General features: G+C 40.9%; 13 protein-coding genes and 1 tRNA gene. 8 read left to right on the top strand and 6 right to left on the bottom strand.

The window, feature by feature from the left end; all coding sequences use genetic code 11:
• Positions 1-93 precede the first annotated feature (93 nt).
• From DCK90_RS06500 to DCK90_RS06530, 8 genes are all read left to right on the top strand, one after another.
• Positions 94-4,524 carry a two-component regulator propeller domain-containing protein gene (locus DCK90_RS06500; RefSeq protein ID WP_108245376.1) on the top strand — a complete coding sequence of 1,477 codons (4,431 nt, stop codon included), beginning with the start codon at positions 94-96 and terminating at the stop codon, positions 4,522-4,524.
• A gap of 129 nt (positions 4,525-4,653) precedes the next feature.
• Positions 4,654-4,800, top strand: a complete 147-nt coding sequence (locus DCK90_RS17045; protein ID WP_199912659.1) for a hypothetical protein — start codon at positions 4,654-4,656, stop codon at positions 4,798-4,800.
• A gap of 69 nt (positions 4,801-4,869) precedes the next feature.
• The gene (locus DCK90_RS06505) at positions 4,870-5,802 is read left to right on the top strand and encodes a DUF4412 domain-containing protein (RefSeq protein ID WP_108245377.1); all 933 of its coding nucleotides are present in this window, start codon (positions 4,870-4,872) and stop codon (positions 5,800-5,802) included.
• A 28-nt stretch (positions 5,803-5,830) separates the two neighbouring features.
• A complete protein-coding gene (locus DCK90_RS06510; protein WP_108245378.1) occupies positions 5,831-6,619 on the top strand; it encodes a hypothetical protein in 789 nt (262 codons plus the stop codon).
• Positions 6,620-6,741: 122 nt separating this feature from the next.
• The gene (locus DCK90_RS06515; RefSeq protein ID WP_108245379.1) at positions 6,742-7,305 is read left to right on the top strand and encodes a hypothetical protein; all 564 of its coding nucleotides are present in this window, start codon (positions 6,742-6,744) and stop codon (positions 7,303-7,305) included.
• 18 nt (positions 7,306-7,323) lie between these two features.
• A complete protein-coding gene (locus DCK90_RS06520) occupies positions 7,324-7,866 on the top strand; it encodes a hypothetical protein (RefSeq protein WP_108245380.1) in 543 nt (180 codons plus the stop codon).
• A gap of 21 nt (positions 7,867-7,887) precedes the next feature.
• Positions 7,888-8,469, top strand: a complete 582-nt coding sequence (locus tag DCK90_RS06525; protein ID WP_108245381.1) for a hypothetical protein — start codon at positions 7,888-7,890, stop codon at positions 8,467-8,469.
• Positions 8,470-8,535: 66 nt separating this feature from the next.
• Positions 8,536-11,583, top strand: a complete 3,048-nt coding sequence (locus tag DCK90_RS06530) for a hypothetical protein (RefSeq protein ID WP_108245382.1) — start codon at positions 8,536-8,538, stop codon at positions 11,581-11,583.
• A 290-nt stretch (positions 11,584-11,873) separates the two neighbouring features.
• On the opposite strand, the gene DCK90_RS06535 is transcribed toward DCK90_RS06530, so the two are convergent.
• The 6 genes from DCK90_RS06535 to DCK90_RS06560 all read right to left on the bottom strand — a co-directional run bounded on the left by DCK90_RS06535 (position 11,874) and on the right by DCK90_RS06560 (position 14,093).
• Positions 11,874-11,945 (bottom strand) — tRNA-Arg (locus DCK90_RS06535).
• A gap of 91 nt (positions 11,946-12,036) precedes the next feature.
• Entirely contained in the window at positions 12,037-12,441 is a 405-nt protein-coding gene (locus tag DCK90_RS06540) for a response regulator (RefSeq protein WP_108245383.1), read from the bottom strand.
• 102 nt (positions 12,442-12,543) lie between these two features.
• Positions 12,544-12,957, bottom strand: coding sequence for a DUF6691 family protein (locus DCK90_RS06545; RefSeq protein ID WP_108245384.1), 414 nt, complete (start codon positions 12,955-12,957; stop codon positions 12,544-12,546).
• Positions 12,958-12,959: 2 nt separating this feature from the next.
• Positions 12,960-13,511 carry a YeeE/YedE family protein gene (locus DCK90_RS06550; protein ID WP_108245385.1) on the bottom strand — a complete coding sequence of 184 codons (552 nt, stop codon included), beginning with the start codon at positions 13,509-13,511 and terminating at the stop codon, positions 12,960-12,962.
• A 60-nt stretch (positions 13,512-13,571) separates the two neighbouring features.
• Positions 13,572-13,775, bottom strand: coding sequence for a YgaP family membrane protein (locus tag DCK90_RS06555; protein ID WP_108245386.1), 204 nt, complete (start codon positions 13,773-13,775; stop codon positions 13,572-13,574).
• Between the two features lie 12 nt (positions 13,776-13,787).
• A complete protein-coding gene (locus DCK90_RS06560) occupies positions 13,788-14,093 on the bottom strand; it encodes a hypothetical protein (RefSeq protein WP_108245387.1) in 306 nt (101 codons plus the stop codon).
• Position 14,094 lies beyond the last annotated feature (1 nt).

The following is a 14,094-nucleotide window of genomic DNA, read 5'->3' on the forward strand; positions in this document are numbered from 1 at the left end:
ACGGTATTGCAAAAAAAAAGTAGCCATAACGGCCTTGTCTTTTTATACCCGTGCACCATACTGGTCCTATTATTGTGCCTTGGAAAGTCTTCATTGGGTCAAGCTCAAGGTTCACCCAAAGCTCACAATCGATTTTCGTTTAATGACCTTACAGTCAATGACGGCCTTTCCCAGAACAGTGTAGTGGGCATCGCTCAAGACACCACCGGATATCTTTGGTTTGCCACACAGGATGGGTTGAACAAATACGATGGAAGAGAATTTAACATCTATAAAGAACAGTTTGAAGATGTTACCAGACCCACTTACAGTAAACTTGGCAAGGTATTCATTGACTCCGATAACACATTATGGGTCATTACCAATCCCGGGGCCTTAAAATTCTATGATAGAAAAAGGGAGGAATTTCAAAGAATAAAGTCTATTGATAGTGCCAGTGTTGTTTACCAAGATTCGCAAAGGAACATCTATGTTGGCACTTATAAGAAGGGCCTTTTTCAAATCAATGCCAATGATAAGGACACTACAAAGGTTCTGGGTGCTCAAAACAATTCACTGGAGATATACGATTTAATCGAATGGGGCGCCCATCTTTGGATAGCCGCCTCGGGAGGAATCTATAAGCTGAGCAATGATAAACAGGCCTTGGATACCATCTACCAATCATCTGACACAAATTTTAGTGCTTTTATCGCAAATGGGGAAAATCTATATGCGGGCTCTTATCAAAAAGGATTATTTATAAAATCGGCCTCGTCAGAAACCTTTGCTCAATTCAAGGGGTTTGGAAATAAAAAATTTCCAACGGATTTGGTCATACAAGACCTTTTGTTGGACAAATATGGCCGATTATGGGTTGCAACGTACGGACAAGGTTTGTACATCATTGATTTCTCTACCAAGAGCTTTAGGCATTTTTTGGCCGATAGAAACAACCCCGATGCCATTCATTATGATGACATTTTATTTCTATTCGAGGATTTCACAGGAACTATTTGGCTAGGTACGGACGGAGCCGGGGTCAGCTATTATGATGAGTACTTGGCCAAGTTCAATATTCTCACCAACAAAAATGTGCCCAAAGAGGCCCATGTGGATGTCATAAGGGCCATTGCCAAGGATGGCCAAAGCCTTTGGCTGGGAACCTCGGGCAAGGGGTTGACCAAAATTAATTTGGATACCCAACAGGCCTTCACCATCAAAATCGGGGAATCCAATTTGATCGGGGACAGGATCATGTCCCTATATCACGATGGCAATACCTTATGGATCGGACATCAAGAGCATGGTCTTCAAAAATTGCGGGGCAACAATCAAATTGAAACCATTGAAGAATTACGAAACCATACGATTTGGAAGATTTATGAAGCTTCCAATAATCAACTATGGCTGTGCACAAGAAACAAGGGTCTCATCTTATTCGATAAGAAAAATGGTATTGTAGCCCAATTCAATTCAGAAAACTCCAATTTGACCACGGACAATATTAGAACCATTGAACATTTCAAAGACAATATTTTTTGGGTGGGGACTGAACAGAGCGGCCTCTTTTCCCTTAACATGGATACCCGAAGGATAATAAAAATTGACTCAATCGCCGATGATATAAAATCCTTGCTCCATAAAAATGATAGACTTTGGATAGGTACAAATGGAAATGGACTGAAGTCCTATGAACCATCCACAGGAGAGATTCTACATTTTACGGTTAAAACTGGATTGCCTAACAATGTTGTCTATGGCATCCTACCGGACGAACAAGGGAACCTTTGGTTGAGCTCCAATCGAGGTATCTCCAGGTTCTCATATCATAATGGGAAACATGCCGTGGAAAATTATGGAAACTACGACGGTCTACAATCCTACGAATTCAATACCGGGGCCTATTTCAAAGATGAAGATGGAACGCTTTACTTTGGTGGTTTGGAAGGTCTCAATTGGTTTCGGCCGGAACAATTGCAGACCAATCCCTTCAAACCCAAAACCGTGATCACCAATGTAAAGGTTTTTAACGATACCCGGAATCTTTCGGAAAACGTTCCTTTAAAGCATACCCAGAACACCATTACATTCGCGTTCTCATCCTTGCAATTCTCTCAACCCAGCCTAAATCAATATAAATACAGATTAATAGGCAATGATGAAAATTGGATCAATGCAGGCAACAACAATATGGCCCGATATACAAATTTGTCTCCCGGAGAGTATACCTTTCAGGTACTCTCCAGCAATTATGATGGTATTTGGGGCGATGTTCCGGCTACCTACAATTTTGAAATAGAACAGCCTTGGCATTTTACAAATATGGCCATTGCCGTGTTTACCACTTTTATATTCCAAGGCTGTTTTATTGCCATAGGAGTGTTCATGCTCTTGCTCTATTTTAGGCTCAGAAAACAAGACTATCTATTGTACGGCGTTTATATTTTGATATTTGCCACCTATTTCTTTTTAAGAATAGACCTTGAACTGGAATTGCAGCTTTTTTTTAAGAGTTATGACACTTCATATTATTTTTTAGCCCCACTGGTGTTTTTACTATCAGGCGTTTTCATTGCTTTTGTTGACTCGTTTGCAGAAATCCGGGACCATCATGCCAAATTTTCACGTGAACTCAAATGGTTTTCCATCGCCACCTATTTGGCCGCAATTTCCATATTCTTTTATGTTCTTCTCACTAAGGATTTTTTACTGGTAAAAAGGCATTTGAACCTGCTTTTATTACCCTTACATTTATACGGCATCTATGCAGTGGTCAGGGCCTTCCTTGTGGTAAAATCCCCTTTACGGTATTATATTCTTCTCGGAAATTTTTTCCTGATCGGGTTTAGCATGGTGGGATTGAACTTGGGCAATCAGCATTCATTTTCTGGGGGCGTGGAATCCAATAATGTCTTTGGCTTTTACAGTTTTAATATTACCCAACTGGGTGTTTTCTTAGAACTACTTGTATTTTCACTGGGACTGGGCCACAAATTTTACCTTATTGAAATTGAAAAAAATAGATTTCAAAAACTTGACGAGCTAAAAACCAAACTCTATACGGATATTTCCCACGAAATACGGACCCCGCTCACCCTTATTTCGGGACCAATAGAGCATCAATTGGACAGAGCAGGACTTTCCAATGACGATAAAAAGGAACTATCCCTTATCAAAAACAACACCCAAAGACTTTTGGGCCTAGTCAACCAAATGTTGGATTTATCCATGATAGATTCCGGTCAATACAAGCCCAATGTTACCAAAGGCGACCTAAAAGGATTGTTGATTCAATTGATCGAGGCGTTTTCTTATGTTGCCAAGAACAAAAGCATGGATATACAGCACAACATTAAAAAACTGGGCAACGCATGGTTTGATGCAGACGTAGTGGAGAAAATTATTTCTAACCTGTTGTCCAATGCCATAAAGTACGCCCCTAAGAACAGTACCATAATCGTAACTGCCGAAGAAGAACAGCAAAATCTTGTGTTTTCCATTCTAAATTCCACCGATGGATTAAAAATAGAGGACCTAAGCACGCTGTTTAAGCGTTTTCATCAAAATAGTGAAAAATCCGAAGGTTTTGGCGTAGGGCTGGCTCTTGTACGGGAACTTGTATCTTTATCAAAAGGAAGCATTATCGCACACAATATTGGAGAGGGCAAAATCCAATTTACGCTCACCTTGCCTATAGGCCAACCTGTAAAGATAGCCCAAAGCACCCCGGAACCTTCCTCCTATGGCAAATTGATTCCTGCAGAAGGGACAATATCGGACAAACTTAAAAAGCCGACTTTACTTATTGTGGAGGACGACAACGATATCCTTTCCTATGTGGTTTCCATTTTTAAAAATGAATATATCATCCTCAAGGCCCCAAACGGAAAGAAAGGTATAGAAGTGGCCCAAGAAAAACTTCCCGATTTGATCATAAGCGATATTATGATGCCCATTTGCAGTGGGATTGAGCTTTGTCAGACCGTTAAGAAAAATGAGGCTTCCAGCCATATTCCTATTATATTGCTCACTGCCAAGGCCGATCAAGAAAGCCAATTATCAGGCTTGGAAACAGGTGCCGATGCCTATGTAACCAAACCGTTCAGCCCCCAAATATTAAAAGTAAGGGTAGAAAAACTCTTGGAAAATCGAATCCGTCTGCGAGAACATTACTCCAAAACATTTAAGGTCGACCCAGGGCTTGTCCCCACAAAAACGGAGCAAGAGTTTTTACGACGTCTGCAGAGCGTATTGGACAAACACATTACCTCCACAGAGTTTACAAGTGAGAAATTTGCCAAGCTCATGCTCATAAGCCGTTCCCAATTGCATAAAAAATTAGATGCGGTCACTGGAATGTCCACAACGGAGTTCGTGCGCACACAGCGCATCAATCTGGCCAAGGAACTACTTTGCCATTCCGACGCTACTATCTCTGAAATTGCATACCAAGTTGGATTCAACACCCCTTCATATTTTAACAAGGTCTTCAAGGAAATTGTGGGGTGCACCCCTAACGAATATCTTTCCAAACAGGTATAAAACAAGGTTTTTTCACAGTCGGAAACATATCTTCCATCATTGGAAACATATCTTCCATCCACTCTTTCCCCTCCAAGATACCTTTATCATAAGTTTCAACTAGCAGGTTTTACACCTCTTCCAAACATCATGAAAAAAGGTACGGGACACGATAAAATATATATGAGTATCGACCACTTAAAAAGCGGGAAATACCAGTTGAACATTTTATTGGAAAACAAGGTGGTCCAAACTTTGGAAATCAAAAAGGAAGAAACCAAGCGATTAAAAAAATAACGAGAAAGGCAAATACTCCCCCAACCCTTTTTCATTATCTCAATTAAACATAAACAAAATACAATCGTCATGAAAAGAAAAGTAGTTGTCATGCTTATGTGCTGCCTAGCCATAACATACTCCGCAGAAGCCCAATTTTTTAAAAAATTGAAGAAAAAAGCAGAGAATGCCGTTGAACGGACCATAATGAACCGTACGGATGAAGAAGTATCAAAAGGAACGGATAATGCCATCGATTCCATAACCAAAGGGGGTAAAGGAAAAAAGAACAAAAAGGACGCCCCGAAAAATATTGGGGAAACCGAAAAGAACCTAGACTCCACAAAACAACAAAACAAGGCCAAAGAAGCTGCCATGCAGAAAAAGATGGCAGGTCTGTTCGGAGGTAGCAATCTAAAAGGGGTTCCTGATGTTTATGAATTCTCATATAGGGCCACCATGAAGATTACCACCCAAAAAGATGAGAGCTATATACACTATTGGATGGAACCGGGCCAACGCTATTTTGGCAATAGGTACAACGATGGCAAAACAAACAGCATCACTGTTATGGACATGGAAAACCAAGCCATGGTGATGTTTACTGACGATGGTGCGCAAAAAATGGCCATGAAGATGCCCGCTGGAAAAAAAACCATTGAAAAGTTGACCAAAAAAATGGAAGAAAAGGGCAATAATTCAAAGGAAGCTATCAAAGTCGTCCCCATTGCGGGCAAGACCATTTTGGGCTACCATTGCGAAGGTTATCAAATTACAAGCAAAGATGGCATTTCAAAAGTGTGGGTCACCAATGAGGCCCCTGTGGGATACTTGGGCGGCATAGCCAACACCGAAGGCCTACCGAGCAGTGTATTGCCCATTGGCGAGAACACCATGTTCATGGAAATGCAGTTTGAGTCTGCCAAGAAGAAAAAGGACAACTTCAGTATGGTATGTACCGAACTGAAAGAAGAAAGCATGTCCATTGTAAAAGCGGAATATTCCACAATGGGTGGGTTTTAATAGGTGTTGAACCACTAAAATGTAACACATGAAAAAAATATTGGGATACACCGTGATTTTCTTGCTTATCGGCACTGGAATGCAGGCACAGGATTTTGACCTTGGGGACATTATGGGCGAAGCGCAGGATTTTTTTGGAGAAGCACAGGGTGACGCCGAAAAAGCCGCCGCAGATACTGACGCTACCCGAAAATTTAAAGAAGCTTTTCAAAATTCTTTTACTGAATATGTTAATTATATTAATGACCTTGATGATTACCTGCCAGAGACAAAATGTCTTTACATAATGCTGAAATATAAATCAGAATTTGATGCATTGACAGGTGAAATTCAATCAACCAGTGATTGTAGGAAAAAGTATGATTTATATGGAATGAAGCTCATGATGATGATGAGTTCAACAACTATAATGTATTGTACTGAAGATTTATGGAACTTAATCTCAAGTTTTGATTGGGAGACTCAGGATAAACCTTCTGCCCTAGTAGATTTGGATACTGAACTTTTTGAGATAGTTAAAAAATATGATGACTATCTAGCTTTATTAAATAGAGAAGGAGGTGTAGAAGATGATGAACTTTTCCCTGCCTATGCAGATTTAACGGATTCCGATCTGGATATAACAATAATAGAGGAGTTCTATGAAGAAACTCTTAAGGATAATAAAGAAGAATATCAGAATAAAGATGGAAATGGTTCTTTTGCGCTCCCAATAGGAATAATACTTAATAAGTATTTCGAACCCGGCAACCTCCTTAAAAACACCCTAGAAATCAGCAAGGAAATGGATGCACTCAAACCCTGCACAGGGTATTGACAACCAACCCCACTCCTGAAGCTAAGTTAGCATTATAGCTAGAGACCTGAGAGGTTCCCACATAAAGAATGGCAATTAATCCTCTAAGAATTGAATTTGGAACAACTTAAATAAATGAAATCATGAAAATAAAAGCAATTATCCCAGCGATTGTATGTATGAGTATCTTCACACTCACACAGGCACAATCTAAGTCGGCACCCCTTAAAAATGGCAAAAAAATCATTGTCGCCATTGACAATGACACAAAAACGGTTGTGGATATCCTTCCAGCAGATGCCTTGCCGGACAAAACCACCGCAGCAAAAAAATATCCAGGAAGCACTTTTTTTGCTGGCATGCTTTATGGAGAATCCAGCCGTTCGGTAAGGCCGCATGAGTATTCAGATATTAAAAAAAGGCAATTTGCAAGCAACGGCTCCAAAACAGGTTCCAGATCTGTACGGCCACATGAGTATTCGGATATTGAAAAAAGGACATTCCTATCCATAAAAAGCACCAAAAACTTTTCCGTGGTACCTCAAAAAGATGCCATACTGGCCTTTGATCTGTCACAAACCTATAGCCCGGGAAGTAAGTTTTTATTTAGGGATTATGTGGTAGAAAAACCCGATTATGTCTCTGGGGACACTTTCCTTGTAATGTTCGACGAAAAGAAAGAAATGGTCGTATTAAAATCAAAGTAGCACAATATTAAAACTTAAATGATGCATTTTAGAAAATCATATTTCCACAATTATCTTTTTTCCATTTTAATGGTCGGAACCCTATTTTTTTCATGTAAAAATGGGCAAAAAAAAGAAGTTGCAGCCTCCACAGGCAAACTTACGGGCAACATTGTAGTGGAAGTCAGCATGGAAAACCAAGTGTTCCATATTGAGCAAGAAAACCTGCTACCTGTAAAACAAACCTTCACAAAGGACAGTATTTTACTTTTGTTCAGGGCGGATGAAAACCCGTTTCAGCTCAACCTAAACCTTACACATACCAATATTCTGGATGACCAAAGTGTAGAATACAGCATCCCAAATGTGAATGCGGGGAAAATAAAAGTAGATCTCAACTTCTTCAATGCCGATAGGGATGTAAAAAGAACCAACAAACGCATTGTATTCAAAAAAGGTACCATCAAAATCAAAAAATTAACGGAAAATAATCTGGAAATGACCTTCACAGGCGAAGGTAGTGGAATGACAGAGCGTGGCGGTGATTTTCCAATTTCGGGCAAAATAAATGTCTCCTATTAAAACAAAACCCATTGCAATCAAATGAAAACAGCATTAAAAATACTTGGACTAGTGGCACTGATAGTCTCGTGCAATTCGCAGAACAAAAAAGATGATTCTGTTGATCAAACCGTAAAAATGGGCAAAACAGTACAAGATTTGGCCAAACAGTCACAAGACCTGAAAAAAATAGCGCCTGTTTCCGAGGAGACGCTCAACAGTTGGTTTCCAGAAACCCTTCAGGGCATGGAACTCCAGAAAATAGTCAAAGGTACGTTGACGGGCTATGGAATTAGTGGTGCCACGGCCACATATGAAGGTTCCGATAAAAGCAGATTGGTGGTGAACGTGAACGATGGTGCCGGGGAAAAGGGTACAATGCTCACCTCGCAGTACATTGCCTTCAAAAACCTGAACACTGATGTGGAAACCGAAACTAAATCGGAAAAAATCCTGAACAAAAACACCATGTTGGGCGTGGAAACTGTTTATAAAACAGAACAAAAGGTTTTGATCAACTTTCTGTACAAAGACCGATTCGCAGTAAATATGCAAGCGGACAATATCGACAAGCAGGCCGTTTGGGATGCTTTCAAAGAACTTAAAATAGATAGGCTATTTTAATAAAGTCCCAAACATAACATTACTTAGAGGGCACACCCAGAAGTTTCAATCTTGGAAAAACCAAATATGGAATCGAAATTTAATAGAAGAGAATTTATCGAATTGGTCGGAGTTGGTTCAGCAGGGTTTTCCTTTTCACCGCTGTTGCTTATGGGGTGTGAAAGTAACGATCCATCTGTTCCATTTGGTGTTTGGAAAGAAATGATTGCAGCGTTGGAGCAAAGCCCAGACCATCTTCCCGGCAGAAAGAAGGCATTGGTTGCGGCCAAAGACCCCAAAGCCATGATTGAATTTGTGCGCGATAGCCTGCAAATGATCCCTGAAATCGGGCAGTTTCTTCACCAAGCAAATCGTTTGTCCATATATGGAACCGATGTTGCCTTACGATGCGGATTGGCCACACCCCGTGAAAAAGCTGAAATATTGAAGGATATGCTGGTCGAGGCCGGTTTTGAGGCAAAAGTGGTCTTGGAGCAAACCGAGATTACCGAAGACGAGGTGAAAAATATCGTATTTCGTGACAACCAAGCAGCATTTGCACCTCCCATCAGCAAAAAACAACTCAAAAAATGGAAGAGATTGCTAGGGGTAAACGACACCAATGGAAAAGTCCATCAGTTATTGGAACTCGATGAAAAATGCACAAACTTGGCAGATAAGCTTGTATCACAGCTGACTGAAAAACAATATTCAGCCATCAAGCCCAATTCCTTCCGCTTTCACCAAAACGAAGTCCCCTCCGTGGTATATCTTCAGGATGGAGTAGAACATTACGCCCATGTTTTTGATTCGCAAGTGCCAGTGGGTCAATTACATCCAACTAATCAAGACCATAAGTTCAAGGATGCCCCGAAAATTTCCCAGGTACGCGAGGAGGATATCAACATTTCGCTGACGTATAGAACGGCCATTGATTATTGGGAAGAAAAGGAGCTCCTTTCCGGGACATGGAAACTGAGCGATTTAATCGGCAGTACAATGCAGATACAGTTCATGAAGAATATGGACTTCACCCAACAGGCCACAAAGTCCATTTCCGACATCAGCACATTCACGCCCTGTTTTGCCTATCAGAAATTTGATCAGGACCTGTCCTTTATGGAAGAACGCTCGCTTGTGGGCGAACCTATAACATTGGAAGGGAAAGAAATCCTTAAAAACGTGGTAGTCAAAGAAGAGAGTGGAAAGCTTGGAGATGTTTCACAAGTAGAGACTTTTGAAGTAAAGGCCACAGCAATGGCTTTTCCTAAAGTGAAATTGGAACTATACCCAAAGGATGGGTCGGGAACCATTGTTGAAGGATTGTCCGCTGCCAATTTTAAGATAACCGATAATGGTAAAGCCGTTACCGGGTGGTTGGAACAAAATGTGTTTTCCCCAAAGATCATGCTGCTCTACGATACTTCATTGAGTATGCCAACAGCATATCGGGGAGACGGTGCAAAAGAATTTGCAGCATCGCTCGAGAAAATGGTAAAGGAAATGTACCCCTACGCCAGTGTCAGGAGCAAGGCAACCACTTCCAATGTGTATACGTCGCTTTTAAAGGCCAAGCAAAGTAGTTCTGACTTGATATTGTACGCTACCGATGGCCACAATGACGACCAATTCCAAGCCGAATACAAAGATGTGTACGAAACGGGGCCACCAGCCATTTTGTTGAATGTCTTTAATGTTGATACCTTCTATAAACACTTGCGGAAAAATTTTGAGTTCAAGGAAATTCCGGCTGATGATCAAGAAAAAACAAAAGAGGAGATTCAAAACATCATTTCACAGATGTCTTTTCCCCCTTATGTACTTACCTACCATTCTTTTGAGGAAGAAAAGGAACACCGCATAAATGTGTCCATTAAAGAAAAAGAGCTTTCGGATGAAACAACAATTGCATTTCCCAAACCAAACAATCTTTATTTAGGTGAACGGATCATAGGGTTATATGTTGAAATTAGTTGGAGGAGCAATAAAATAAAACGTACTCTGGCCGGTTGGGACAATTACCTGGACAGGGACCGATTCACACCCAGCCGAAAATATATTGACGATGTACATGAAATGATGCTGGGCGGTGCCATGCTTGCCTTTGAACGGGAAGCCCCCACCTTGTCCGTGAGGCTCACCGAATACCTGAAATCTTTAGTCAGCAATGAAGAGTGGTTCACGGCTCAACAAGGGAATGATACCAAAAAAGCAGTTGAAGCACTGGAAAAGGGCACATTTGGATACCCACCGTTGTTACTTACCATGATGCAACCGTTGAATCAGCACGTCACGGAGAAATCCATTACCTATCCCACCCAATTCCGTTCCTGTTTGTTAAGAATGAAGCCCGGTTATTATGAGGACAGAACAAAGGTCCTATTCGATTATCTGCCCACTGCAAAATATGCCAGCATAACCCGGTCGGGGACCAAAAGGAGCAATCTCTACGAAACAGTTAAAAAGACAGCCCAGTTTGCCTTTTTGGAAGAAGCCGTATTTGAGGACAATGCCGTAAAACAATTACAAGGACATGATTTGGTGTGTTTGCACAATATCCGAAATGAACCAGAATACGGGTATAGCATATTGAAAAATAAGCACAACGTTTTCCATAACCGGATTTTTAGGGAGAATCAATTGTCTTTTTTTGATAGGGATATGAATGTCCCATCATACTATGAAGTAGATAGAAACACAGGGGAACTTCGGGGAATATTGCCAGACGGAAGTGGTGGCGGAAGTTCTTCGACTGCAGAACAGTTAATGGCGCTGAAAAATGTGATGGATGAATATAAAAAAGTGGTGGCTGGGATACAACTTATGATGATGATTCCGGGAGCTGCAACATCGGCGGCCCCTATCGTGGCATTGTACAGCATGACCTTGGTAAAACTATATGCCTTTGCCACAGAAGCCATTATAGTGATGAATCCCGATAAATTGGAAGGACAAATAAGCTTGGCCTTGAAAGAATTGGCCTGTAATGTATATAAAAGTATCATTATGACTTTTATTGGAAAAATGGGGAGAGGAAAGGCACAAGGAGTCATCACCGGCATGGACGGGTTGGAAAACTTAATAAACATGATGGGGGATGATGAATTTTCATTTTTGCCCTGTCCTTCGGCTTAAAATATTCATTGTTGATGTTACGGCGATTTGGTTAAAATTGGAATTTGGTGATTACTTCTTTAGGAGGAACTTTTGCAAGCTAGGTGTTGTTCCTTTGGAGCAGCAAAATCCTAATCTTTTCTTTTTTTTATGGAGTCCAGCAGGGAATTGTATTCTAATTCGCTGGTGGCCAGATTGTGTGTCACATTACGCACTTCCATATTTTGAAGAACTGTTTGCACCAATACAAGTTGACTTGAAGCCTATCTGGAAAGAGAAATGCTTTATTGAATCATTAAGAAGTCAAAAAGTAGCCCCGGCAAGAATCGAACTTGCATCTAAAGTTTAGGAAACTTCTATTCTATCCATTGAACTACGGGGCCATTCCATAAAATGGACTGCAAAAATAGGGTTTTTGATGGATTTTATGCAAACACACCTATCTATTTGCTTCAAAAAGACCGAGGGAACTATCTAGGTTCGTCTTGCCTCTTCTTCCTTCAAAATTTTTTCCAGATAGGAACGTGACAAGGGTTTGTCCACATAACCCGAAATCATACCGTTCTTTTTGGCTATGGCACGGTCCTTTGCATTGGTAAACGCTGAAAGAACATATACACTGGGTAGCAGATGTCCTTTGAACAAGTTTCTTAGATTTTCCAGAAAATCCCATCCGTTCATACCATCCATAACTAGGTCTAAAAAGATAATATCGGGCAATTTGTTATGCTCCTCAATCGAACTCAAACAAGCTTGTATGCCTTCCTCTCCGCTAGAGCAAGTAACAATATCGAAATTTCCATGGGATTGCTGTATGCAGTACCGAGTCGCAAATTGCGACACCAAGTCATCGTCTATGATAAACGTTGTTAACTTCATGTAGGGACTATTACGTAAGTTTGGGGAGAGCAAAGCTAGAAGCAATCCATCAATGCACCATTCATTTTCGTTGTTTGGCCCGAATATACCGTCAAGACAACCTTAATGCGGTAATTTACCCCTAACAACACCATATACAAAAGCACCGAAAACAGCACCGATAAGTACCAGAATTATAGGCCAATACTCTGCTCCGACCAAAACATAAATCGGCCCTGGGCATGCTCCGGCTAGAGCCCATCCCAATCCGAACAAGGTACCTCCCAAGATATATCGCGCAAATGACCTTTCCTTGTCCTCAATATGGATGGATTCGCCAAAAAAGGATTTAGTTTTTGATTTCTTGATCCATTGCACCAAAACCACACCAACTGCTAAGGCCGAACCAATTATTCCATACATATGGAATGAATCGAACTGGAACATTTCATAAATCCTGAACCAAGATGCTGCTTCGGATTTGTAAAGTACGATTCCCAAAAATGTCCCTAATATGATATAAACTAGATTCTTCATGCTTAAAAAATTAAAGGGAACAACAAATGAACCATAATCAATCCACCAATAAAAAATCCGATGACCGCAATGAGTGAAGGTCGCTGTAAATTACTCAAGCCCGAAATCGCGTGCCCAGAGGTACATCCGCCTGCATAACGCGTTCCGAAGCCCACCAAAAACCCTGCAACCAAAAGGATGATCCAGACCTTTGGGTCGGACAACGATTCCAAACTAAATAATTCCGTGGGCAAATAGGCTTTTCCTGCACTACTGAATCCCAATTCTTGAAGTTTGTTTACGGTTTTAGGTGAAATATCGACCGCTGGATTGGGTGACAACCAATGTGCGCCCAAAAATCCGCCAATTACCGAACCAAGAACCACCAAAAGGTTCCAGCGTTTGGATTTGATATCTACTTTGAAGTAATCTGTGAATTTTCCAGCGCCTCCGATAGAGCAAAAAGTCTCTAGGTTGGAGGACATTCCGAAGCGTTTGCCCATTAAAATGAGCAATGCCATGATGATGGCAATCAGAGGGCCTGCTACATACCAGGGCCAAGGTTGATAAAGCATTTTCGTGAGGTTTTGTGCAAATGTCACGAAAATGCTTTAATTATCAAATATGGCAGGGTTTTAGCAACATTCCTTTTCACCGTCGGACACCCCAAACTTTTTCAAGATATCTTCGAGCAAACACCATTTGGTAAAGGAAGATTGCAACAAATTGGCGCCGACAAATGCGGTAAACCAAAGCCAGTTCTGGCTCACATATATGGCCAAGATCAAACTGATTAAAATAAAGGTCCCTGCTACTCCTCGCACGATTCTATTTCTCATTTTTAAAGTATTTTAAACGGTTCTTTCAATGGGTATTTCTACTGCCCTTATGGGATTGGTAGTCTCGCTATTTTCATTGAATTGTTTTATGAGTTTGAACAATTCGGTTACTTTTTCTTCTTCAGTAAAGGAGAAGAACATATCGGATGCGGAACCACCCTTTTCACTAGGAAACCAACTGCTGGTGTACATTAATGGTGCGGCATTTTTGTATCCGTCGATATCGGAACCGCTGAAACTTTCCACACCAGCCTTTTTAAACAGTTTAAAAACCTCGCTTTTATATTCCTCAACCGTGGTGACGATAATCATTTTCATG

The sequence above is a fragment of the Muricauda brasiliensis genome (genome assembly GCF_003057865.1).
Taxonomy (GTDB): Bacteria; Bacteroidota; Bacteroidia; order Flavobacteriales; family Flavobacteriaceae; genus Flagellimonas; species Flagellimonas chongwuensis.

Excerpts from the sequence above, each read along its gene's own strand:
- DCK90_RS17045 (WP_199912659.1), top strand. The coding sequence starts at position 4,654 with ATGAAAAAAGGTACGGGACACGATAAAATATATATGAGTATCGACCAC.
- DCK90_RS06505 (WP_108245377.1), top strand. The coding sequence starts at position 4,870 with ATGAAAAGAAAAGTAGTTGTCATGCTTATGTGCTGCCTAGCCATAACA.
- DCK90_RS06510 (WP_108245378.1), top strand. The coding sequence starts at position 5,831 with ATGAAAAAAATATTGGGATACACCGTGATTTTCTTGCTTATCGGCACT.
- DCK90_RS06515 (WP_108245379.1), top strand. The coding sequence starts at position 6,742 with ATGAAAATAAAAGCAATTATCCCAGCGATTGTATGTATGAGTATCTTC.
- DCK90_RS06520 (WP_108245380.1), top strand. The coding sequence starts at position 7,324 with ATGATGCATTTTAGAAAATCATATTTCCACAATTATCTTTTTTCCATT.
- DCK90_RS06525 (WP_108245381.1), top strand. The coding sequence starts at position 7,888 with ATGAAAACAGCATTAAAAATACTTGGACTAGTGGCACTGATAGTCTCG.
- DCK90_RS06530 (WP_108245382.1), top strand. The coding sequence starts at position 8,536 with ATGGAATCGAAATTTAATAGAAGAGAATTTATCGAATTGGTCGGAGTT.
- DCK90_RS06540 (WP_108245383.1), bottom strand. The coding sequence starts at position 12,441 with ATGAAGTTAACAACGTTTATCATAGACGATGACTTGGTGTCGCAATTT.
- DCK90_RS06545 (WP_108245384.1), bottom strand. The coding sequence starts at position 12,957 with ATGAAGAATCTAGTTTATATCATATTAGGGACATTTTTGGGAATCGTA.
- DCK90_RS06550 (WP_108245385.1), bottom strand. The coding sequence starts at position 13,511 with ATGCTTTATCAACCTTGGCCCTGGTATGTAGCAGGCCCTCTGATTGCC.
- DCK90_RS06555 (WP_108245386.1), bottom strand. The coding sequence starts at position 13,775 with ATGAGAAATAGAATCGTGCGAGGAGTAGCAGGGACCTTTATTTTAATC.
- DCK90_RS06560 (WP_108245387.1), bottom strand. The coding sequence starts at position 14,093 with ATGAAAATGATTATCGTCACCACGGTTGAGGAATATAAAAGCGAGGTT.